At 64.7% G+C, this 22,102-nt stretch carries 22 protein-coding genes; 15 read left to right on the top strand and 7 right to left on the bottom strand.

The window, feature by feature from the left end; all coding sequences use genetic code 11:
• Window positions 1–70: 70 nt before the first annotated feature.
• Genes NKI88_RS22170 through NKI88_RS22140 form a run of 7 tightly spaced genes read left to right on the top strand, consistent with a single transcriptional unit; the run spans window position 71 to window position 6,386 of the window.
• Complete coding sequence (locus tag NKI88_RS22170; RefSeq protein ID WP_352460753.1) at window positions 71–1,345, top strand: extracellular solute-binding protein; 1,275 nt, start codon at window positions 71–73, stop codon at window positions 1,343–1,345.
• Window positions 1,346–1,394: 49 nt separating this feature from the next.
• Entirely contained in the window at window positions 1,395–2,327 is a 933-nt protein-coding gene (locus NKI88_RS22165; protein ID WP_352650423.1) for a carbohydrate ABC transporter permease, read from the top strand.
• Window positions 2,324–3,181, top strand: coding sequence for a carbohydrate ABC transporter permease (locus tag NKI88_RS22160; protein WP_023831713.1), 858 nt, complete (start codon window positions 2,324–2,326; stop codon window positions 3,179–3,181). The genes NKI88_RS22165 and NKI88_RS22160 overlap by 4 nt, the downstream gene beginning before the upstream one ends.
• Window positions 3,178–3,918 carry a PIG-L deacetylase family protein gene (locus tag NKI88_RS22155; RefSeq protein WP_033001899.1) on the top strand — a complete coding sequence of 247 codons (741 nt, stop codon included), beginning with the start codon at window positions 3,178–3,180 and terminating at the stop codon, window positions 3,916–3,918. The genes NKI88_RS22160 and NKI88_RS22155 overlap by 4 nt, the downstream gene beginning before the upstream one ends.
• Window positions 3,915–4,790, top strand: coding sequence for an ROK family protein (locus NKI88_RS22150; protein WP_352657195.1), 876 nt, complete (start codon window positions 3,915–3,917; stop codon window positions 4,788–4,790). Before NKI88_RS22155 ends, NKI88_RS22150 begins: the two co-directional genes overlap by 4 nt.
• Window positions 4,787–5,557 (top strand): GntR family transcriptional regulator, encoded by a 771-nt coding sequence (locus tag NKI88_RS22145; protein WP_023683130.1) that lies wholly within the window; start codon window positions 4,787–4,789, stop codon window positions 5,555–5,557. The genes NKI88_RS22150 and NKI88_RS22145 overlap by 4 nt, the downstream gene beginning before the upstream one ends.
• Window positions 5,558–5,594: 37 nt before the next feature.
• Complete coding sequence (locus NKI88_RS22140) at window positions 5,595–6,386, top strand: sugar isomerase domain-containing protein (RefSeq protein WP_023740873.1); 792 nt, start codon at window positions 5,595–5,597, stop codon at window positions 6,384–6,386.
• 60 nt (window positions 6,387–6,446) lie between these two features.
• On the opposite strand, the gene rsgA is transcribed toward NKI88_RS22140, so the two are convergent.
• The gene (gene rsgA, locus NKI88_RS22135; protein ID WP_245261286.1) at window positions 6,447–7,460 is read right to left on the bottom strand and encodes a ribosome small subunit-dependent GTPase A; all 1,014 of its coding nucleotides are present in this window, start codon (window positions 7,458–7,460) and stop codon (window positions 6,447–6,449) included.
• Window positions 7,461–7,646: 186 nt separating this feature from the next.
• On the opposite strand from rsgA, the gene NKI88_RS22130 reads away from it, so the two are divergent.
• Window positions 7,647–7,784 carry an endonuclease/exonuclease/phosphatase family protein gene (locus NKI88_RS22130; RefSeq protein WP_023691904.1) on the top strand — a complete coding sequence of 46 codons (138 nt, stop codon included), beginning with the start codon at window positions 7,647–7,649 and terminating at the stop codon, window positions 7,782–7,784.
• Between the two features lie 459 nt (window positions 7,785–8,243).
• Here NKI88_RS22130 and NKI88_RS22125 read toward each other — a convergent pair whose 3' ends face one another.
• Window positions 8,244–9,839: a GMC family oxidoreductase gene (locus NKI88_RS22125; RefSeq protein WP_023704161.1), complete on the bottom strand. Its 1,596-nt coding sequence runs from the start codon at window positions 9,837–9,839 to the stop codon at window positions 8,244–8,246.
• Window positions 9,840–10,144: 305 nt separating this feature from the next.
• Here NKI88_RS22125 and NKI88_RS22120 point away from each other — a divergent pair, with 305 nt between their 5' ends.
• From NKI88_RS22120 to NKI88_RS22105, 4 genes are all read left to right on the top strand, one after another.
• Complete coding sequence (locus tag NKI88_RS22120) at window positions 10,145–11,215, top strand: sugar ABC transporter substrate-binding protein (RefSeq protein ID WP_023683136.1); 1,071 nt, start codon at window positions 10,145–10,147, stop codon at window positions 11,213–11,215.
• A 102-nt stretch (window positions 11,216–11,317) separates the two neighbouring features.
• A complete protein-coding gene (locus NKI88_RS22115) occupies window positions 11,318–12,358 on the top strand; it encodes an ABC transporter permease (protein WP_245260942.1) in 1,041 nt (346 codons plus the stop codon).
• Window positions 12,359–12,363: 5 nt separating this feature from the next.
• Window positions 12,364–13,866, top strand: a complete 1,503-nt coding sequence (locus NKI88_RS22110) for a sugar ABC transporter ATP-binding protein (protein ID WP_352657261.1) — start codon at window positions 12,364–12,366, stop codon at window positions 13,864–13,866.
• 4 nt (window positions 13,867–13,870) lie between these two features.
• Window positions 13,871–14,839: an ABC transporter permease gene (locus NKI88_RS22105; RefSeq protein WP_352443876.1), complete on the top strand. Its 969-nt coding sequence runs from the start codon at window positions 13,871–13,873 to the stop codon at window positions 14,837–14,839.
• A 74-nt stretch (window positions 14,840–14,913) separates the two neighbouring features.
• Here NKI88_RS22105 and gloA read toward each other — a convergent pair whose 3' ends face one another.
• Window positions 14,914–15,324 carry a lactoylglutathione lyase gene (gene gloA, locus NKI88_RS22100; protein WP_019856614.1) on the bottom strand — a complete coding sequence of 137 codons (411 nt, stop codon included), beginning with the start codon at window positions 15,322–15,324 and terminating at the stop codon, window positions 14,914–14,916.
• Window positions 15,325–15,481: 157 nt separating this feature from the next.
• Between gloA and NKI88_RS22095 the strand changes: the two genes are divergently transcribed.
• Window positions 15,482–16,924 carry an FAD-binding oxidoreductase gene (locus NKI88_RS22095; RefSeq protein WP_352657191.1) on the top strand — a complete coding sequence of 481 codons (1,443 nt, stop codon included), beginning with the start codon at window positions 15,482–15,484 and terminating at the stop codon, window positions 16,922–16,924.
• A 3-nt stretch (window positions 16,925–16,927) separates the two neighbouring features.
• Window positions 16,928–17,722, top strand: coding sequence for a FadR/GntR family transcriptional regulator (locus tag NKI88_RS22090; protein WP_352657189.1), 795 nt, complete (start codon window positions 16,928–16,930; stop codon window positions 17,720–17,722).
• Between the two features lie 322 nt (window positions 17,723–18,044).
• Here NKI88_RS22090 and NKI88_RS22085 read toward each other — a convergent pair whose 3' ends face one another.
• The 4 genes from NKI88_RS22085 to NKI88_RS22070 form a co-directional block, all read right to left on the bottom strand.
• On the bottom strand, window positions 18,045–18,929 hold the full coding sequence (locus NKI88_RS22085; protein WP_352657187.1) for an AraC family transcriptional regulator: 885 nt from the start codon (window positions 18,927–18,929) through the stop codon (window positions 18,045–18,047).
• A gap of 319 nt (window positions 18,930–19,248) precedes the next feature.
• Window positions 19,249–20,016, bottom strand: coding sequence for a DUF1829 domain-containing protein (locus NKI88_RS22080; RefSeq protein ID WP_023698607.1), 768 nt, complete (start codon window positions 20,014–20,016; stop codon window positions 19,249–19,251).
• The gene (locus tag NKI88_RS22075; protein WP_023713329.1) at window positions 20,013–20,543 is read right to left on the bottom strand and encodes a hypothetical protein; all 531 of its coding nucleotides are present in this window, start codon (window positions 20,541–20,543) and stop codon (window positions 20,013–20,015) included. The genes NKI88_RS22080 and NKI88_RS22075 overlap by 4 nt, the downstream gene beginning before the upstream one ends.
• Window positions 20,544–20,697: 154 nt before the next feature.
• The gene (locus tag NKI88_RS22070; protein ID WP_352657183.1) at window positions 20,698–21,723 is read right to left on the bottom strand and encodes an NAD(P)-dependent oxidoreductase; all 1,026 of its coding nucleotides are present in this window, start codon (window positions 21,721–21,723) and stop codon (window positions 20,698–20,700) included.
• A gap of 2 nt (window positions 21,724–21,725) precedes the next feature.
• Here NKI88_RS22070 and NKI88_RS22065 point away from each other — a divergent pair.
• Window positions 21,726–22,102 (top strand): FadR/GntR family transcriptional regulator (locus tag NKI88_RS22065; RefSeq protein WP_352657180.1); only part of this gene is annotated, 377 nt, incomplete at its 3' end.

Raw genomic sequence — 22,102 nt, 5'->3', positions numbered from 1 at the left:
GAACCAATGGCTTCTCACGGCACGGGAACGCCGCGGGACGCCAAGCACAGAGAACAATGGGAGACTGGCAATGAGCATGCTTTCACTTCACCGGCGCGCAGCGCTTAGGCTGATCGGCGGCCTTGCCGCCGCCTGCGCCGGCGTCTTTGCCTCATTGCCGGCGCGAGCCGCCGACAGCACGGTGACGCTGTGGAGCTGGCGCACCGAGGACGAGGCGGCGATGCGCCGCATCTTCGATGCCTTCGAGGCGAAGAATCCCGGCATCAAGGTCGCCATTCAGTTCACGCCGGATGCCGACTACCAGAACCGGCTGAGCACGGCGCTGCGCGGCGGGCGCGGGCCCGACATCGCGCAGCTCAAGGCCTATGGCGAATTGCAGCCCTTCGTCGAGGCCGGCTATCTCGACGCGCTGGACGACAGCGTGCCGGAGCTGAAGAACATGGAGGACGCGGCGCTTGGCGGCGCGCGCGGCCGCAGCGACGGCAAGCTCTATGGCGTGCCCTACTCGGTGCCGATGATGGGCGTCTTCTACAACCAGGATATTTTCACCGCCCAGGGCATCGAGATCCCCAAGACCTACAAGGATTTCACCGCTGTCTGCGAGAAGCTGAAGGCGGCCGGCATCACGCCGATCGCCACCGGTGGCGCCAACGGCTCGGCCTGGGAGCTGGAGATCGCCGTCGGCGCGGTCGGCCCGACCATCTATGGTCCTGATTTCTACGACGAGATGATGAGCGGCAAGGCGACCTTCCAGGATCCGCGCTATGTGGCGGCGCTGAAGCGCTTCGCCGAGCTGAAGCCGTATTTCCCCGACGGCTTCGCCGGCATCGACTACACCACCGCCACGCAGCAGTTCATCGGCGGCAAGGCGGCGATGTTCCTCGGCGGTTCGTTCGAGAACGGCAGCTTCAAGGCGCAGAACCCGAAGCTGAAATTCTCGATCTTCCCGTTCCCCGCCGACGATGCCGGGGCAAAACTCTACACCTCGGCCTTTTCCGACGGCTCCTATGGCCTGGTCTCCGAGAGCCAGAACAAGGAAGCCGCGACCAAGGTGCTGGGCTTCATGGCTTCGGCAGAGTTCGCGCAGATGTTCGCCGACGAGCTCGGCTGGCCGCCGGCCCGCACGGATGTGACGGTGAAGGATCCAGTGCTGGCCTCGATGATGGAGATGGCGAAGAATTCGACGCCCTATCTGACGCTGGTCGGCTTCCGCTGGCAGTCGCCGACGGCGTCTTCGGTGCTGCAGTCGGAGATCATCGACATGGTCGAAGGCAACATCGCGCCGGAGAAGCTGGCGGCCGACATGCAGGCCGCGGTCGCCACCTGGTTCAAGCCGAAGCAGTAGGCGTGGCCGGGCGCAAAAGCGGCCGGCCTCTCACGGACCAGAAAAGCGCATGAGCACCCTTCGCCGCACCAGCAGCCTTCGCCGCACGCAGCAGCGCATGGCCGTGCTGTTCATCCTGCCGGCGCTGGCGGTCTATGCGCTGTTCGTCCTCTATCCCCTGGGGATGTCGCTGTGGGGCAGCTTCTTCGTCTGGAAGGGGCTGCGCATGGTCGAGTTCGCCGGCCTGTCGAATTTCTCAAGGCTGTTCGTTTTCCCCAGCGGCGCGCGGATCTACGGCGCGCTGTGGCACAACACCGCCTGGTTCTTCGGCATCATGGTCTTCCAAAATGGCCTCGGCCTGTTGTTCGCCTGGCTGCTGTTCCTGCGCGACAAGGGTGCTGCGTTCTTCCAGTCGGTGTTCTTCTTTCCGGCGGTGCTGAGCCCGGTCATCGTCGGCGCGCTGTGGCGGTTGCTTTTGGCACCGGGCGGCGTCGTCGAATGGGCGCTGAACGGGCTTGGCCTGCACCAGGGCAGCCTGACCGTGCTCGGCAACAGCCACACCGCGCTCGCCATGCTGATCGCCGTCGATGCCTGGAACTGGATGGGCCTGCCGGTGCTGATCTACACGGCAGGTCTGCGGCAGATTTCCGGCCAGATTTTCGAGGCGGCAAAACTTGACGGCGCCGGCAATGCGCGCATGCTGTTCTCGATCGCGCTGCCGCTGCTGATGCCGGCGCTGGGCACGCTGACGACGCTGTCGTTCATCAACACCTTCAACCAGTTCGACATCGTCTATGTCATGCAGGGCGTGCAGGGCAATCCGAGCTATTCGACCGACACGCTGGTGACCTACTTCTACCGGCTGGCCTTCGGCGCGGAAGGTGCTGTCGGCATCACCGATATCGGTCTGGCTTTGGCGCTCGGCACCGTGCTGTTCTTGATCCTCAGCATCGGCACGCTCATGATGCTGCGCTTCTTCGACCGCCGCACGGTGCAGCTATGAGCGCGCTGGCGATTTCGCAAAGACCGGCCATCTCTCGGCAGCTGGCGCGGCTGCCCGGCTGGACGGTGCTGGTCGTTTGGACGGCGGCCGTGCTGTTGCCGCTCTACATCCTCATCGTCTCCTGTTTCAAGACCACGGCCGAGATCTACGACAACAGGCTCGGCCTGCCGCAAAGCTTTGCCTTCGATAATTTCGTCAACGCCTGGACGCGCGCCGATCTCGGCCAGAATTTCATCAACAGCCTGATCGTCACGGGCGGCGCTGTCATCCTCACCATCGTCGTCTCGGCGATGGCCGCCTATCCGCTCAGCCGATACAGACTCGGCTGGAATGCCATCATGCTCGGCCTGTTCCTGTCAGGCATCATGCTGCCGATCCGGCTCGCCTCGGTCGAACTGTTCACGCTGATGCGCAATCTCGGCCTGCTGGATTCGCTGACCGGGCTGATCCTGGTCTATTCGGCGATCCGCATTCCCTTCGCCGTCTTCATCTTCGCCAATTTCATGCGCGTCTTGCCCTCCGAGTTGGACGAGGCGGCGCGCATGGACGGCGCCGGCGAGGTCCGCATCCTGTTCCAGATCATCCTGCCGATGGTCAAGCCGGCGGTGTCGATCGTGGCAATCTTCACCGCGATCGCGGTGTGGAACGATTTCTTCTTCCCGCTGATCTTCATCTTCGACGACCGCTACAAGACGGTGCCGCTGGCGATCAGCGTCTTCGTCGGCCAGTTCCGCACCGACTGGGGCCTGGTGTTCGCCTCGCTGGCGATATCCATGGCGCCCATCCTGATCATGTATTGTCTGCTGGCGCGCCAGATTCGCGAAGGCGTCGGTACCGGAGGGGGCATGAAATGATCGAAGACAGGATTTATGCGGCGAAATCGATCCTGGTGGTCGGCGCGCACGCCTTCGATGCCGAGGTGATGGCCGGGCCGCTGGCGGCTGCTGCCGTCAAGCGCGGCGCCACGGTGACCTTCCTGCATCTGACCATGGGTGAGCAGGGCCATCCGTACCTGGTTCCCGCGCATTATTGCGTGCAGAAGGAAGAGGAAGCGGGCAGCGCGGCGGAGCGGCTCGGCGTCGCCATGCGTGGCTTTGGCCTGCGCGACGGCTTCCTGCCCACAGACGATCAGACGGCGCTCGAAGTGGGCGACATCATTCGCGAGCTGAAACCCGAGATCGTCATCACCCATTGGCATGGCAGCTGGCACAAGGACCATCGCGCCGCCGCGCATTTGACGAAGACCGGTATCTTCTTCGCCGGACTGCCGACCGTTGCCAGCGACCATCCGGCGCATACGCCGCAACTGCTGCTGTTCGGCGAGAACTGGGAGGACGATGACGGCTTCCGGCCCGAGCATCTCGTCGATGTCAGCGACGGGTTCGAGGCCTGGCGCGACGCGGTCATGGAGTATGAACTGGCGCGCGGCCTGAGCAGCTTCCCCTATGTCGACTATTACAGTTCGCTCTACCGGCTGCGCGGCTGCCTGCGCGGCACGCGCCATGCGCAGGCCTTCGCGGCGGCATCGCATTCGTGGAATGCCGGCAGCGGCCTGTTCTCGCTCCCCTTCGGCAAAGGGTCCGGTCGATGACGCGGGTACTCGCCATCGATCTCGGCGCCACCAATCTGCGCGCCGGCGTATCTACGGGCGATGTCGGTGCGTTGGAGACGCGGGGCAGCGAGCCGGCGCCGGCAACCCTTGATGCCTTCATTGCTCGCATCGACGCGCTGTGCGCTGAGGCCGGGTCGGTCTCAGCGCTTGGTATCGCGGTGCCGGGTCTGGTCGAGGGCTCAATCTGCCGCTGGATCCCCAACTTGCCGTTCCTCGACGGCGTCGATATCCAGCCGCTGTTTCCCAAACTGCGCGTAGCGCTCGGCAATGACGCGCAGATTGCGCTGCTGGCGGAGGCTGTCGAAGGCAGTGCGAAAAACATGTCGGATGCGATCCTGCTCGCCATCGGCACCGGCATCGGTTCGGCGGTGCTGGCCAATGGCCGCATCGTTGCCGGCGCGCATGGCGGCGCCTGCTCGTTCGGCTGGGCCTGCGCCGACGTCAAAGATCATGGCGAGGAGCGCAGCGGCTGGCTGGAGCGCGTCGCGTCGGGCCGGGCGCTTGATGCCCTTGCCGGACAGATCGGCCTTGCCGACGGCCGCCGGCTGATCGCCGCTGCCCAGGCCGGCGAACTGGCCGCACTCACCTTGCTTGAACTGCCGGCGCGACAGCTCGGCACCGCGCTTGCAGGCGCTGTCGCGCTGCTCGATCCGCAAGCGGTTCTGATTTCGGGTGGTTTGGCGGAGGCGCTGGATGTGATCCGGCCGCCGCTGCTTGCAGCGCTGCGACGCCAACTGCCGCCGCATCTGCGCGGCATCGACGTCAAGCCCGGAAAATTCGGTCCCCGCGCCGGCCTCGTCGGCGCGGCGCTGGCCGGCGCCGTTGGGCAAGGGTGGAGGCAGGTGCGATGAGCGAAGCAAGCTTTCAGCAGCCGGACCGCAGACGGCCGGAGCCGCTCTGGTATCAGGTCGAAGAGGCGATCCGCGCCATCGTCAAGAGCGGCGAATGGGCAACGGGCGACCAGATCCCGGCGGAGGACAGGCTGTGCGCCCTGTTCGGCGTCAGCCGTATCACGCTGCGCCACGCGCTGCGCAATCTCGAGGAGGCCGGGCTGCTCAGGCGCGAACATGGCCGCGGCACGTTCGTGCGCTCGACCACGCTGGTCGCCGGCACGCGCGAACTGACCAGCTTCACCCAGGAGATGGGCAATATGGGCGTGGTCGCGGGCTCGCGTCTGCTCGACTGCAGCCTGACCACCGCCAACGCGGCGGCTGCCGGCGCGCTGGAGATCGAAGAGGGCGATCCGGTGGTGCGCATCCGCAGGCTGCGGCTCGGCAACAACGAGCCGATCGGCATCCAGACGGCGCAGCTGTCGGCCGTGCGCGTGCCGGGCTTCCTCGATGCCGGCCTGCTGCAGGGCTCGCTCTACGAGGCGCTGGAGCGCCATTACGGCATCGTGCCGGTGGCCGCGCGGGAGAACTACCGGGTCGGCGCGGTCGGCGCGGCGGACGCCGAACTGCTCGACCTCGCTGTCGGCAGCCCGGCCTTCGTCGTCGAACGCATCACCACCGACGAGCGCGGCCCGTTCGAATTCACCGTCTCGATCATGCGCGGCGACCGCTACGAAATCCGCTCGACGCTGCGCGCCGGACGCGTGCCGCTGAACCCAAGAAGCTGATCCATTCCAGACCGACACATCAAACAGGAGTACCCACGTGTCCGATCTCTACATCCACCGTCTCGCCGCCCTCATCGACCAGGCTGCGAAAGCCAATGAAGAGGCCTTTGGCCAGGCGGCCAGCCACTTTGCCGACTCGCTCGAGGGCGGCGGGCTGGTGCATCTCTATGGCTCCGGCCATTCGGTGCTGCCGGTGCAGGAAGTGTTTCCGCGCTATGGCAGCTATGTCGGTTTCAACCCGCTGACCGACCCGCGCGTGATGTGGCACAATGTGCTCGGCGCCGGCGGCGTGCGCGAGCTGTTGTGGCTGGAGCGGACGGAAAAATACGCCGAGAAATTCCTCGACCACCAGCCGCTCAACAAGGGTGATTCCATCATAATCTTCGGCCATAGCGGCCGCAACTCGTCCGGTATCGACACCGCGCTCTATGCCAGGAAGCGCGGCATCTTCGTCGTCGCGGTCACCAGCAAGAACAATCTGGACAAGCCGGCGACGCACTCCTCCGGCAAGCGGCTGGCGGATGCCGCCGACCTCGTCATCGACACCTGTTCGCCGATCGAGGACGCCATCGTGCCGGTCGAGGGCTGGAGCCGGCCGGTGTCGGGCTCATCGACGGTGCTTGCCATGATCCTGGCGCATGAGCTGATCGCGCGCACCGCCGAGCAGCTCGCCAAGCGCGGCATCGAACTGCCGGTCTTCGCCTCGCCGACCATTGCCGGCGTGACGCTGCACGACACCGACGTCATCTACGGCGTCTACCGCGAGCGCATGCTGGATGCGCAGAAGAAGCACCTGCCGACCTTCCAGGCAACGATGCGCGGAGAGTGAAAAAAGGGAGGCCCGGCACATGCCGGGCCTCCGACGTCTCGTTCCGCAATTCCTATCCGCTCAACGCCGCTTCGGGCGCCCGGCAGGCGATTTGTTGCCGCGCGGGCCGCTCTGAACCGGCGTGTTGCCCTGGTTTTCCTCCGACAGCTTGCGCCAGCGGGCAAGGCGCTCAGGGTCGAGCGTACCCGCCTTCAACGCAGCCTGCACCGCGCAGCCCGGTTCGTGGACATGGGTGCAGTCGCGGAATTTGCACAGCGGTGCGAGCTCGGTGATTTCGGCAAACAGCGTGTCGATGCCGGATGCGACGTCGCTGACATGCAGCGTGCGCATGCCCGGCGTGTCGATCACCCAGCCGCCACCGGCAATGGGGTGCAGCGACCGCGCCGTGGTGGTGTGGCGACCCTTGGCATCGTGTTCCCGGATGCCCGCGGTCTGTTGCGGCGATTGCTGCGCCGATCCGGCCAGCGTGTTGACCAGCGTCGATTTGCCGACGCCGGAGGAGCCGACCAGCGCCACCGTCTGCCCTGCGCCACACCAGGGAGCAAGCGCCGCTGCGGCATCGGCGACGCGCGGGTTCAGCACCACCACGGCCAGCCCACGCTGCAGGGCGGCGGCCTGGCCTTGGTAAGCCTCGGCATCGTCAGCGGTGTCGGCCTTGGTCAGCAGGATCACCGGCGTCGTTCCGGCCTCGTTGGCAAGCGCCAAATAGCGCTCGAGCCGGGCGATGTTGAAATCGGCATTGCAGGACGTCACGATGAACAGCGTGTCGACATTGGCCGCGGCCAGCTGCGGGATCCTGCCGCCCTGGGTACGGCGCTCCAGCACCGTCTTGCGGGTCAGCCGGCGGAGCAGCAGATGTGTATGCTGCTCGACCAGCACCCAGTCGCCGACGGCGTAGTCGCCGGTGTTGGCATTGGCCGGCAGCGTCAGATCCACTGGCCCTGCCCGGGACAGGCCGGCCAGGCGGTCGCGGTGCACCGAGGCGATGCGCGTCGGCACGAGGTCTGCCTCATCGGCTTCAAGCTGGTCGCCGAAGAAATCCGTCCAGCCCAGGCTTGCGAGGGAGGCCGTCACGGCTTTGACCAGGGGGACGGCGTCACAGACATCGGAGAGTATCCTTTGGCAAAATGGGCGCGGACCCTCGGGGCGGTTGTTCAAGCCGTGTATGGGCGGCATGGCGGAATTTGGCAAGCCGAACCGCGCCGATGGCCGAGCCGTTTCGCGCACCACGTTGGAACGCATCGCGGCGGTGGTTCGCTGATGCGCTTACGCGTCGTTACTCTCAATGTCTGCAACACGGAAGGCGAACCGGAGCGCCTGGCGGCCATTAACCGGGAGCTGAGGCGGCTCGACCCCGATCTGTCGCTCTCCAGGACGTCGTCCAGACAGCCGATGTGAAATCCCTCGATACGCTGCCGATGGTCTTGATTTGCATGCCACGCATCAGGCCTCGTCGTCGACCTCGAAGTTGGCAGGGACGGCTGAGGATGGCAGGTCGAGAAGCCTGCCAAAAGGGGGAGGGGGATGGCCGGTACCGCAGGGGGCGGGGGGTTGGGATGGGGTTGCCTGAAGCACCGGCCAAAGCGGGACACGTCCCACGCCCACAAGCTAGCAGAGCTTGGATCGGTTCATATGGTGTGATCGCGGAACTGGCGCAAAAGCGCTTTCACATCCCCGCGCCGGCGTCGGCAACGAGCCCGCAACCGGGGGTTTCCGGTCGGTTGGTGGGTTGCGCAAGCGTCGGTTGAAGGCGCTGCGGGAGGCTGTCGTTTTTAGTGCGGTTCGAGTGCTATGCGCTCAGCGACAGGTGCTCAAGGCAGGGCAATCGCGTGGCGCCACCACATGCGATTGTCCTGCTTACGCCACCGGCAGCGTTCGCCCCGCAATCAGATCCGCAGCCTTCTCCGCAATCATGACCACGGCGGCGTTGGTGTTCGACGACACGATGCTTGGCATGACCGAGCTGTCGCAGACACGCAGGCCTTGCAGCCCGCGCACGCGAAGCTCGGGGTCGACGACGCTGTCGGCATCGCCGCCCATCCGGCAGGTGCCGACTGGGTGATAGGCGCTGCGGCCATGTTCTCGGGCGAAGGCTTCGAGTGCTGAGCGCCCCTGCATCGCCTTGCCGGGCAGATGCTCGCGGCTGATGTATCTGGCGAAGGCTGGCTGCGACAGGATTTCGCGGCTGATCTCGATGCCGTCGATGGCGCGTTCGAGATCATAGCGCTCGGCGAACGGGTTGGGGTCGATGATGGGCGCATCGCGCAGGTCCGCGGACTTGAGCGTGACGCTGCCGCGCGAACGCGGGCGCACATGGTAGGAGTTCAGCGTGCAGCCATTGCCGCCGGGAACCGAGCCGATGCCTTCCTCGACGCCGGCGCCGGGCAGGAAATGGAACTGGATGTCCGGCGTCTTCTCCGCGCGGTCGCCCCACCAGAAGCCGCCGGCCTCGACGATGTTGGAGGCCACCGGCCCCTTGCCGAACAGCGCATATTCAAGACCGGCAACCGCCTGCCAGCGCTTCTTCTTGTAACGGTCGATGCCATGCGGTCCGTTGAGCTCGGCGACGACATCGACGTCCATGTGATCGTGCAGATTCTGGCCGACGTTTTTGGAATCGTGGACCACCTCGATGCCGTGATGGCCGAGATGCACGGCCGGGCCGATGCCGGACAGCATCAGCAATTTCGGCGAGCCGATGGCGCCGGCGGCGACGATGACTTCGCGCTCGGCGCGGAGCAGTTCGGTGCGGCCATTGACGATGATCTCGACACCGATGGCGCGGCCGTTCTCGACCACGATGCGGCTGACGGAGGCGTCGGTGCGTAGCGTCAGATTCTTGCGGCCGAGCGCCGGCTTCAGATAGGCGACCGCCGTGCTCGAGCGTTTCCCCCGACGCGTCGTCGTCTGGTAGAAGCCGGCGCCCGCCTGCTCACCGGCGTTGAAGTCGGCGCGGAAAGGAAGGCCCGCCTGCTGCGCCGCCTTGACGAAGATGCGGGTCAGCGGATGCGGCGCGCCGCTGGAGACGCCGAGCGGGCCGTCAGTGCCGTGCTGCGCATCGGCAAAAGTGTCGTTGCCCTCGGAGCGGACGAAGTAGGGCAGCACGTCGGCATAGCTCCAGCCGGCACAGCCATTCTCAGTCGCCCAGCCGTCATAATCCTCAGGGCAGCCGCGGGTGAACACCTGGGCGTTGATCGAGGAGCCGCCGCCCAGCACGCGGGCCTGCGGATAGACCATGGTGCGGCCATCGATCTCCTTGCCGGGCGCGGTGTCATAACCCCAGATCAGCGGCCCCGACGTCATCTTGAAGAAGCCGACCGGCAAATGGATGTAGCGGTCGGTGTCGGGCGGACCGGCCTCGAGCAGCACGACGGACACGTCCGGGTCCTCGCTCAGCCGGGCGGCCAGAATGCAGCCAGCCGAACCGCCGCCGACAATGATGTAATCCGTCATTTCCACTCCCGGGTTCTCTTTGTTGGAGCATGATCTCCGGACAAAACGGTTTCCCGATTTGTCCGAGAAAACCGGTTCCCACTTCTAGGGATCATGCTCCGGCGGGCGATGAAAATCACCGCCCCTTCCTCTTGCGCGCGACGATCTCAAGTCGCTTGTGCCACGTCAAGAGAAAGGGTATGGTTATCGTGTTGAAGGGTTGTCGTACAAGTGGAGGAGCTTGACGACCCTCACCAGGAGGTCCCGGCCGCGCTCCCCGCGCAAGATGCCGGGCGGAACAGAATTCAATCGGGAGGATTCGAGGTATGAACGACACGAAGAATTTTGCGGTCAACCGGCGCACGCTGATGATGGGCGCCACCGCCGGCGTGGCGGCACTCGCCATGCCGAGCGTGCTGCGCGCGCAGGACAAGCCGACGCTGGTGACGTCGATCCGCTCGCTGTCCAACCCCTATCACGCGGTGTGGAAGACCGGCGCGGAAGCGTATGCCAAATGGGCCGGGCTGGAACACGTCACGCTGGTTTCGGAAGGCAACAGCGAGAAGGGCATTGCCGACATCAAGGCGATGCTGGCCAAGACCGGCGGCAACATGGTGCTGAATTCCGATCCCAACGACACGCCCGATGCGCGCCCGATCGTCGAGGCCTGCGCCAAGGCCGGCGCCTATGTGGTGACGCAGTGGAACAAGCCTGGGGATCTGCACCCGAAGGATTTCAACCCGAACTATGTCTCGCATATCGAGTTCGACGGCATCGACAGCGGCAAGACCATCGCCGAGATCCTGTTCAAGACCATTGGCGGCAAGGGCGGCATCGTCGCACTCGGCGGCCTGATCTCGACCACGGCGGCGATCGAACGCAAGAAGGGCCTCGATGCGGCGCTCGCCGCCAACCCGGACATCAAGCTGCTCGACTTCCAGGTCGCCAACTGGAAGTCGACCGAAGCCTTCGACCTGATGGGCAATCTGCTCACCCGCTTCGGCGACGACATCAAGGGCATCTGGGCCGCCAATGACGATATGGGCTCCGGTGCACTGGAAGCGCTGCGTGCCGAAAATCTCGCCGGCAAGGTGCCGATCGTCGGCGTCGACGGCATCAAGACGGCGGTCGATGCGGTGCGCACCGGCGAGTTCGCCTGCACCGTCACTTCGGATCCGTTCTGGCAGGGCGGCATGGGTCTGGCCATCGGCTACAACGCCAAGATCGGCAAGTTCGACCCGACCAAGGAGCCCCCGGAGCACCGCGAGTTCTACGGCAAGGCGGTGCTGATCTCGCACGACAATGTCGAGGAATATTACAAGACCAATGTCGATGCGAAGCCCGAGATCGACTGGAACGATCTGTGGGGCCGGGTCACCGGAGCAATCCGCACCTGATCCATCGGAGTGGGCTGCAACTCCCTGGCGGCCCGCTTCCTCCCGCAGCCGTCGCGATCCCCTTGTCGCGACGGCTGTCACCAGCAGACGGGAAGCGGTTTCTTGACAATCCATACAGAACCCCTGAAGTCCGTTTCGGACATCGAGCGGACGACGCCCATGACACCGTTCCCCGGCCGCATCGCGACATTCCTGGGCGGCAGGCGCTGGCGCAGCCTGGCGCCGCTGGCGGTGCTGATTGTACTCTGCGTACTCATCGCCATTGCCAACCCCAATTTCATCGAGCTGCGCAATCTGGTGCGGCTTGCGAATTCCGCCGCCGTGCCGCTGACGCTGGCGATGGGGCTGACCTTCATCATCCTGATGGGCAGCATCGACCTCGCAGTCGAAGGCACGCTTTCGGTGGCGGCGATGGTGCTTGTGCTGCTCGCCGCCAATGACGGCAACGGCAACGACTATGGCTGGTGGGCGGTGCTCGCTGCCATCGCCGCCGGCACCGCCATGGGCTTCGTCAGCGGTCTCATCCAGACCATGCTGCGCATCCCGTCCTTCATGGGCACGCTCGGCATGTGGTTCATCGGCCTCGGCCTGTCGGTCTATATGCTGGGCGGCACGGCCATCAAGCTGAACGACGCCTCGATCCGCGACCTGGCCTTGCACCGTTTCCTCGGCCTGCCGGTGGCGGTCTGGGTCGCGTTCGGCGCCTTCCTGCTCGCCACTGTCATCCAGTATCACACCAAGCTCGGCCGCCACATATTGGCGATCGGCGGTGATGAGGATGTCGCCAAGCTCTCCGGCGTCAATGTCGTGCGCGTGCGCATCACCGCTTTTGCGCTGGCCGGGTTCTTCTTCGGCATTGCCGGCGTGCTGGCCGCGGCACAGCTCGGCCAGTCGCACGCCGTCATCGGCGACGGCAGGCTGTTTGCAGCGGTCACCGCAGTGGTCGTCGGCGGCACCGCTTTGACCGGCGGCGAGGGCGGCGTCGTCAACACGCTGATCGGTGTGCTGATCGTCACCGTGCTTGCCAATGGCATGATCCTGCTCGGCATCTCGCCCTACATCCAGCAGACGGTGCAGGGTCTGATGATCATCGCCGCGGTGGCGCTGTCGCTCGACCGTGTCCGCCTGAAAATCGTCAAGTGAACGCCATGCTGCAGGCGTCCAGCATCATCAAGAATTTCCCCGGCGTCCAGGCGCTGCGCGACGTCTCAATCGAGGTGCGGCCCAATGAAGTTGTCGGGCTGATCGGCGAGAACGGCGCCGGCAAGTCGACGCTGATGCGGGTGCTGGCCGGCGGCTACCGGCCGGATAGCGGCTCGCTGACGCTGGATGGCGAACAGCTGCGCATGCGCAACGCCCGTGATGCGGCCAGGCATGGCATCGGCATGGTGTTCCAGGAGCAGTCGCTGGTGCTGAACCTGACGGTTGCCGAAAACATCTATCTCGGCGAAGAGGACCGCTTCACCCGCTTCGGCCTCGTCAATTGGCGCGCCATGAACGCGGCGGCGCGGCGGCAACTGGCCAAGATCGGCATCGACATCGACGTCACCGCGCGCACCTCCGAACTCACCTTCGCCGCACGCCAGATGGTCGAGCTCGCCAAGGCGCTGACCTTGGAGGAAGTGGTCGAGCGGCAGTTGCTGATCCTGCTCGACGAGCCGACCTCGGTGCTCAACGCCGCCGACATCGAGGTGCTGTTCGCGCGGGTGCGGTCGCTCAAATCCCGCGCCAGCTTCGTCTTCGTCTCGCACCGCCTCGAAGAGGTGCTCAATATCTCCGACCGCGTCTACACGATGAAGGATGGCGCCGTCGTTGCCGAACATCGTGCAGCCGAAGTCACCGCGCCTGAGCTGCACGAGATCATGGTCGGGCGCGGCCTGCAGGCCGAATATTACCGCGAGGCCCGCCAGCTGGCGCCGCGCGATACCGTGATGGTCGAGGCCAAGGGGCTTGGCGCCAACGGTTTCTATCACGGCGTCGATCTCTCGATCAGAGCGGGCGAGATTGTCGGCATTGCCGGCGTCGTCGGCTCCGGCCGCGAGGAGGTGACGCGCACCGTTGGCGGCTTCGTCCAGCATGATGCCGGCGAGATGAAAATCGCCGGCGATGCCGTGCGCTTCTCCTCGCCGGAGCCGGCTGTGCGCAAGGGCATCGGCTATGTCCCGCGCGAGCGCCGGCTCGAAGGGCTGGTGATGTTCCTGTCGATCGCGGAGAACATTTCGCTGGCCGATCTCTCCAGCGTCATGCGCCATGGCGCCATCGATTATGGCAAGGAGCGCCGGCTTGCCGCCGACTGGATCAAGCGGCTGCGCATCAAGGCGCCCGGCCCCGATGCCGCCTGCCGCAAGCTCAGCGGCGGCAACCAGCAGAAGGTGGTGCTGGCGCGCTGGATGACGGCGGGCTCGCGCATCCTGGTGCTCGACCATCCCACACGCGGGCTCGATGTCGGAGCCAAGGAGGAGGTCTACGAATTGGTGCGCGACCTCTCCGCGCAAGGCGTGGCGATCCTTTTGATTTCCGACACGCTGGAGGAAACGATCGGCCTGTCGCACCAGGTGCTGGTGATGCGCGATGGTGCAATCACCGCGCGCTTCGATGCCAGTCCGGGCAACAAGCCGAACCAGGTCGATCTTCTCAGGGCAATGGTGTGAGCCGATGAATGAAGCGTTCTCCATCAGGCGGGTTTTCGAAGGCAAGTGGACGCAAGGCGCCATTCCGCTGATCCTGCTGGTCGGCCTGCTGCTGATCATCGAGATCGCCGCGCCCGGCTTCCTCACCGGCGAAACCGTGGCGCTTTTGTTTGCCAACACCGCCGTGCTGTTCATCCTGGCGACCGGCGTCACCTTCGCCATCCTGCTTGGCGGCATCGATTTGTCGATCCAGGCGGTGGCATCGCTGGCCAGCGTCATCCTGGCGCAATTGCTGCCTTCGCTCGGCCTTGCCGCCTTTCCGGTGGCGATCCTGTCGGGGCTCGCCTTCGGCGTGTTGAGCGGCGTCGTTCACGTCAAGCTACGCGTGCCGTCCTTCGTCGCGACACTCGCCACCGGCGGCGTGGTCACCGGCCTTGCGCTATGGGTCTCCAGCGGCCGCGCCATCACCATCGAGGAGGCTGGTCGCGAAAACACCGCCTGGATCAACGCCACTGTCGCCGGCATTCCCGTGGTGGTGCTGATTTCGACGGTGATCGGCATCGCCGCCTTTCTGGCGCTGCGCTACACGCGCTTCGGCCGCCAGGCGATTGCGGTCGGCGCCGGCGAACCGGCGGCGTGGGCGGCGGGCATCAATGTCGACCGCACCAAGATCATCGCCTTTGCCGCGTCGGGTATGCTCGCGGCCATCGCCGGCGTCGTGCTGGCGGCCAGGCTGTCGAGCGGCTCGCCAGTGCTGGCCAACCAGCTGCTGCTGCCGGCCATCGCCGCCGTCATCGTCGGCGGCACGGCGATCACCGGCGGGCTCGGCGGCGTTGCCCGCACGGCGGTCGGCGCGCTGATCATCTCGATCGTGCGCATCGGCATGACCTTTGTCGGCGTCAACATTTTCCTGGAAAATATGGTGTTCGGCGCGGTGCTGATCGCTGCCGTCGCCATTACCATCGACCGCAGCAAGATCGCGGTCATCAAGTGATCCCGCCTCCCAGGCAAGCGCGGACAGGACGGGACCGCATCGGCGCGCGGCCGCTGCGGTCCGGCCCGCTCGGATCACATCGTGTCGAGGCCGATCAGCTCGATCTTGTAGCCGTCGGGGTCTTCGACGAAAGCGATGTGGGTGGTGCCGTGCTGCATCGGGCCGGGCTTGCGCGGGATCTTGGCGCCGCGCTTTTCCAGTTCGGCGCAGACGGCGTAGATGTCGTTGACGCCGAGCGCCAGATGGCCGAAGCCGGTGCCGATCTCGTAGGGCTCCTCGCGGCCCCAGTTCAGCGTCAGCTCGACGACGGCTTCCTTGTCCTCGGGGCCGTAGCCGACAAAGGCGTTGGTGAACTTGCCGCCGGGGTAGTCGTCGCGGCGCAGCAGGGTCATGCCGAGCACCTCGGTGTAGAAGGCGATCGACTTGTCGAGGTCGAGCACCCTGATCATGGTGTGCATATAGCGAAATCCCGGGGCGTCGCTCATTGGGGAAGTCCTCCGAATTCTGTGATTTGCGGGTCTGATCATCCACATCGAACGCTTGGCGGCAAGCCTCGCTTGATGTTCTCAAGCAGGGTTGTATGATAACACGACAACGCCGGTATTTGTCCAGCCGTTTTGCCGAGGGGCCCAGAGCCAATCCATGAATGCCGTGCCGCCACCCTCCGCATCGCAGATCGCAGCCCTGGCCGGCTTGCTGCCGAATGGCGGGCTGCTGACCGAGGAAGTGGATCTGGCGCGCTACAGCCGAGATTGGTCGGGCGATCATTTCGGCCGGCCGCTGGCGGTGGCGCGGCCCTCTTCGGTGGAGGAAATGTCGGCGCTGATGCGGTTCTGCCATGCCGAGCGCATTCCGGTCGTGCCGCAAGGCGGCCTGACCGGGCTCGTCGGCGCCGCAGTGGCGGCGGATGGCGGCGAGATCGTCATCTCGCTGGAGCGCATGAACAAGATTCGCTCGATCAGCCCGATCGACTTCGCCATCGTGGTCGAGGCCGGCTGCATTCTCGAGGACGCCAAGCGCGCCGCCGAAGCGAGCGACTGCCTGCTGCCGATCACGTTCGGCGCGCAGGGCAGCTGCCGCATCGGCGGCAATGTCGCCACCAATGCCGGCGGCTTCAACGTGCTGCGCTACGGCATGACGCGCGACCTGGTGCTTGGCCTCGAAGTGGTGCTGGCCGACGGCCGCATCTGGAACGGGCTGAAAGTGCTGCGCAAGGACAACCGCGGCTATGATCTGAAGCAGATCTTCATCGGCTCGGAGGGCACGCTCGGCATCGTCACCGCGGTGGCGCTGAAGCTGTTTCCCAAGCCGACGCAGATCGAAACAGCACTTGTCGGCTTGCGCTCGGTCGAGGATGCGATGGCACTCTATGCCCGCGCCCGGCGCGATTGTAGCGACCTGCTCACCGCCTTCGAACTGATCCTGCGCGTCGGCATCCAGATCACCATGCGCGAGGGCAAGGATTTTCCCGATCCGCTCAGCCAGCCTTACCCGGCCTATGTGCTGATCGAGGTGTCCTCCGGCGGGCTGATCGACCTCTCCAACATGCTGCTGGGGTTTCTCGGCAGCGTCGAGGACATCGTCGAGGACGGCGTCATCGCTTCGACCAGGGCTCAAGGTGAGCGGTTGTGGCTCTACCGCGAGATCATGGTCGAGCGGCAGGGCAGGGGCGGGCGCTACCTGCGCACCGATGTGTCGGTGCCGATCTCCAGGCTTGCCGATTTCGTCACCGATGCGCTGGCCGCCTTGGAGAAAGCCCGGCCCGACGCGCTGGCCGTCACCTACGGCCATGTCGGCGACGGCAACATCCACCTCAACGTCGTGCCGCCGGAAGGCATGGGCACCGAGGCGATGGAACATCTGTTCGAGCTGGCGGAAGCCGAGATCTTCACCGTCGTCGATCGCTATGGCGGCTCTATCAGCGCCGAGCACGGCATCGGCCGGGTCAAGCAGAAGGCGTTCCTCGAACGCATCGATCCGGTGACGCTCGACCTCGCCGCCGGCATCAAGGACGCATTCGACCCGCGCCACATTCTCAGCAACGGCCGCATTCTGGCGTCCGCACCCGCCGTCGACTATAGGTGAGCGATGACGCTGAAACTCGACAAGGTCAATCGCGGCCCACACCTCTCCACTCTGGTGGCCAGTTCCATCTCGCGCGAGATCGCGCAAGGCCGGCTGAAGCCGGGTGACCAGCTGCCGACCGAGGCGGCGCTGGCAACCACTTTCGGGGTCAGCCGCAACGTGGTGCGCGAGGCGATCGCGCGGCTGCGCTCGGAAGGCCGAATCTGGTCGCAGCAGGGGCGCGGCGCCTTCGTGGTCGAGAGCAACAACCCGACGGTGCTGACCATCGACCATGAGACGCTGCAGCGCGCCGACTCGTTTCGCAATCTGTTCGAACTGCGTGGCATCCTCGAAGTGCAGGCGGCGGCCCTTGCCGCAAAACGGCGCAGCGACGCCGATCTCAAAGCCATGGACGATGCGCTGTCCGGCATGCGCGCCGCCCCCTATGGCAGCGTCGCCTGGCTGCGCAGCGACCTCGAATTCCACCGCACCGTCGCCGAGGCGACGCGCAATTCCTACATGGGCCAATTCCTGGTCTTCGTGTCCGAGCGGGTGCGCGAAAGCATTCTCGCCGCCGGCAACCAGCAAAAGTCGGACGACATGGCCCGCATCACGCTCGGCGAGCATGAGCGCATCCTGAGAGCGATCCATGCCGGTGACGCCGAAGGGGCGCAAGCCGCGATGCGCGACCACCTGGCGGGTGCGGCGTTGCGGGTGGGGTTGCATGATGGGGAAGCTGCGGAGATAGCGCCGGGGCCCGAGGCAGCGTCTCCGGTGCGGCATTCGCGGTTGCGGAAGGCTGTGCGCGGGCAGGCTTAGGGATAGCCTTGCCTTGTCCGCGCGCTGGGCCAATCGCCTATGGCGGCGCTGACCCCCACTCCGTCTCGGCTTCGCCGAGCCACCTTGCCGGGGCGAGCCACGGGTCTCGCCCGTCCTTCGGACCCCCCATTTCATGGGGGATGAGGAAATGCCAATCTCCGAGATCGCAGCCCTTCAAAAGCTTGGGTTTCCTCTCCCCCACGAATGTGGGGGTAGAGGTGGCTCGGCGAAGCCGAGACGGAGTGGGGGAGCGCCATATCAGATTTCACTCGGTCGTCGGCTCACCAGCTCAGGGCCGGAGATAGGCCGCCACCCCACCGCGCTATTTCAACGGCAGAAACAGCTCAAGCACCACTTCGCGCACCGGTCCGTTCGACGAAAAGTGTCGCTGGCAATACACCGGAAAGTCGCGCGCCTCCTCGCCGCTGGCCGGAAGCCATTCGCGATAGAGGTAAAGTGCTGCCGGCTCAAGATTGTTGGTGTTGCCGGGGTAGCGCAGCACCGCGCAGCGTCCGCCGGGGATGATTCCGGCCTTCATCTGCGCGTCCTCGATCGGCCCACCCTCTACCGGCAGCTCGGTTCCGGCACAGATGTCCATGCTGTAATCGGCCGGGTTCGCCGGCTCCCTTTCGGAACGGAAGATGTTGAAGGTCGAACTGGTCTCGGGCGACAGGCCGGCGGCCTTGCGCCAGGCGATGAAGCGCTGGATGGTGTCCTGGAGCGTCGCCCGGTCGCCGCGATGCTCCATGATCGCCACCGGCGTCGGCGGCACATCGCGGATCATCACGTCGTCGGGTTCGAAGATTATCTGCATGAGCGTGGTCCTTGCTTTGTCGAGCGGCCCGAAGGCCATGAGCCACGCCCCCCAGTCGGGAGACTTCCGGAACGACGAAGGCGATTGTCCGAACCGTTGCCGAAAGGCGCGGGCGAACGCATCCGGTGCGTCGTAGCCGGCATCCATCGCTATGTCGGTGACGCTTTGGGCGTCGCTCTCGGCAAGCCGGTACGAAGCGCGCTTCAGGCGGGCGAGCTGGACATAGCGATGCACGGACAAGCCGAAGGTTGACGTGAACTGCCGGTGGAAATGGTATTTCGAGAACGCCGCGACGCCACTCAACGGTTCCAGGCCCAGATCGTCGTCCAGATGCTGGTCTATGTGGTCCAGCACCCGCTGCATCCGGGCATGGTAGTTTTCAAGTGGCGTCATCGACGTCTCGTCCTGCGTGGCGACACCAGATAGGCCTTTCCGGATATGTCGCGCCCGACCGATCTTGCGGTTTGATAGGATGGGCTGGTGGGCGCCAGCGGGTGCTAGAGGCGCACCTGATCTGCCTGAGATTGAAGCGGCCGCGGAGTCAGTGTCACGGGCGCAGGAGGTTGCGTCTCCGGTGCGGCATTCACGGCTGCAGAAGGCCGTGCGCAATCGGGCTAGGGTGTGAAGGTACGCCGAAGACACCCAAAGCGATGCGCGCTAAGGCAAAAGACGCGACTGACGTGGAGTGCGCCAAGCATGAGGCCGAAGAATTTCATAACACTTTGCGATGTCGCTCATAGCTCAACGCTCTCTGTGTACCCTGCGCGAAAGATGCCAAGGGTACGAGATCAGCAACTTGTTCCATCAGCGCTGCATCATCGTGCTCAAGGGCACGGTCAAACACCGCGAAGCGTTCAATTGGCTCGTTGAGCGCAGCCTTCACGTCGGAAAACGCGACGTACTTTGCAGCAATCGAGTTATGATGCGGCGCGACAGCATCAATAAGCAAGATCGGCGCGGCGTCACGCCTTACAACCGCAAAATCAAAAACATGCTGCTTGCCGCTCTTGCCGCGCAAACTGAATCTCTCCTCCGTAGGCATATCCTTCGGGACTGTCTTCTCAAGAATACGGCCTATCCGCTCCTTGAGAGATGTTTCTGCGGCAGCCACAAACTTTGCTACAGCGGCATTCGCGGTCGCAGCGGAAGCGTTTGCTACAGCTAGGATAGCCGCCGTAAGCCATTCTTTGTCTGAAACACGAGCCACAAGGACATTGCCTCGCTCAGTCAGATTGAAGCGCGCCGCCTGCTCTTCCATGACGTTGGCAATCAGTCGAGGATCACGCCCGTGTGCCCACGCTGAGCGATATGCGTTGCCGGAATCGTGGACTTCGAAACCATCACGCTTCTTGCTGACAAAAACATCCACCGGCTCGAAAGAAGGATATAGGCAATGAGTGGGCACACGAATACCCTCCTCGGTCGCCTTGAGGATCTCGTAATCAGCTAGCAGACCGGCGATTTCGTCGCTCAGAGTCATGGCTTTTGTTCCAGGCGCATTGTCCGTTGTGCAGGCACATCGAATGATCTCTGATCATGGGACAATGTGAGGTTAACCCGGCCGCAAAAATCGGCAAGTACCTGCGGCAGCTTTCGTACTTGCACATTTATGGGGCGCCTATATGGCAAACCACCCCAGCCACTGTTCCTGACAGCGTCGACATTGTCGTACCACGCATGCTCATGAACACCGCACACCCTTGGTGGCAAGTTGAACTTCCCGGCGTCATGGGGATTTGGCTTACACTCATCTGGCTGCGCGACATCGACACGCCAGATGGGCTGCCCCCTAAAGATTAAACTCATCGACGGATATTCGGGAAAGCGAAAGCGGAAACGAAGATGCGCCCTGACGATCCCGATATCGTCCTCAATAGGCCATTTCGCTTCTTTGTCCCCTATCCTTGTGGAGTCGGTCCACTCCGGCGGGCCGCCCTGAAGCGATTTCGCACCAGCGAGAAAGTCATTGACCTGGTTCAGCTCGGTAGCTGACGGTTTGATGAACATGACGCACCGTAACGGTGGAATCTCTTTTGGAAACAGTCTCTTTCCAACTGTTCACAGAATTTTGGCGCGTCGAGTAATACTGCGAAGGATGCAGATGGGCAGTTGGCTTGCGCGTTCGAATACTAAATCGCCGCGCCGTATCGCTCCAGCGCTGTCACGTCTCCGCCGCCCCCACCAGCGAAACCCCGTTCAACCCCGCAACAATATCCGATAGCGCCGGCACGAACTTCTCGCCATGACCCGTCGTGACGGCCATCGCAAACCCATTGCGCACCGCCGCGCCGATCGGGTTGGCGATGCCGGCGGACTGGGCGAAGGAGGCGAGATAGGTCATATCCTTCAGCGCGTTGGCGATGGCGAAGCGCTGGGCGTTTTCGTTGCGGTTGAGGACGAAATCGAAGAAGGCCTGGTAGAAGCCGCAATCCATGCGGCTGCCGGAGATGACACTGTTGAAGACCTGCGGCGTCAGGCCGGCCTTGGCGCCGAGGCTCAGCGCTTCCGAATAGATCGCGGAATAGCCCATCGAGATGAAATTGTTGAGCAGCTTCATGGTGTGGCCGCTGCCGGTCGGGCCGGTGTGGACGACACGCGCGGCGAAGGCCTCGAGCACCGGCCGGGCGCGGGCGACGATTTCGGCCGCACCGCCGACCATGACGTCGAGCTTGCCCTCGGTGGCTTCCTTGGGCGTGCGCGCCAGCGGCGCGTCGATCAGCGTCATGCCCTGCTCCGCGAGGTCGGCGGCAAGCGCTGTCGTCGATGACGGGTTGGAGGTCGAGCAGTCGATGATCAGCAACGGCTTAGCTGCCGCAGCAAGGCCATCCTGGCCTTTGACCAGCGCTTCGACCTCGTGCGAGCCGGTGACGCACAGGATGACGATGTCGCTCGCGGTGGCGAGCGCGCGCGGGCTTGGCGCTTCGGTGGCGCCGGCGGCGATCAGCCGGTCTGCGGCGGTGCGGCTGCGGTGGACATGCACCGTCAGCGGCCAGCCCTTGCGCAGCAGATTGTCGGCCATGCCGGCGCCCATGCTGCCCAGGCCGATGAAGCCGATGCGTTCTTTCATGCAATCCTCCCATGGCTCGTGCCAGCGGGCCGAACTTTCGTCGCCTTGCGGCGAGCACCTGTCGATGCAATTCTTTGAATAAGATTCGGCCTTCGAACAAGAATCGAACCGGAGTGCCACCGATGGCGGAGCCCATGACTTTCGACGCCATACCGCAGGCGCCCAACCTGCGGACGGGTCTGGTCAACACGCTGATTGCGCAGATCGAATCCGGTGACCTTGCGCCGGGGCAGCGGCTGCCGACCGAGCAGGAGATTGTTGCTGCCACAGGCGTCAGCCGCACCGTGGTGCGCGAGGCGCTGGCGGCGCTGCGTGCGCGCGGGCTGATTACCACGCGCCAGGGGCTCGGCGCCTTCGTCGCCAAGGATCCGCCGCCGAAGACGTTTTCCGTGCTGCCCGACGATCTCGAATCGATCGACGAGGTGCTGCGCGTGCTCGAACTGCGCATGGGCATCGAGGTGGAGGCGACCGGCCTCGCTGCCCAACGGCGCAGCGAGGC

The organism is Mesorhizobium sp. M0317, assembly GCF_040321555.1.
Lineage (GTDB): Bacteria > Pseudomonadota > Alphaproteobacteria > Rhizobiales > Rhizobiaceae > Mesorhizobium.
The sequence above is the reverse complement of the archived record's forward strand: the minus strand, read 5'-3'. Positions and strand labels throughout refer to the sequence as shown.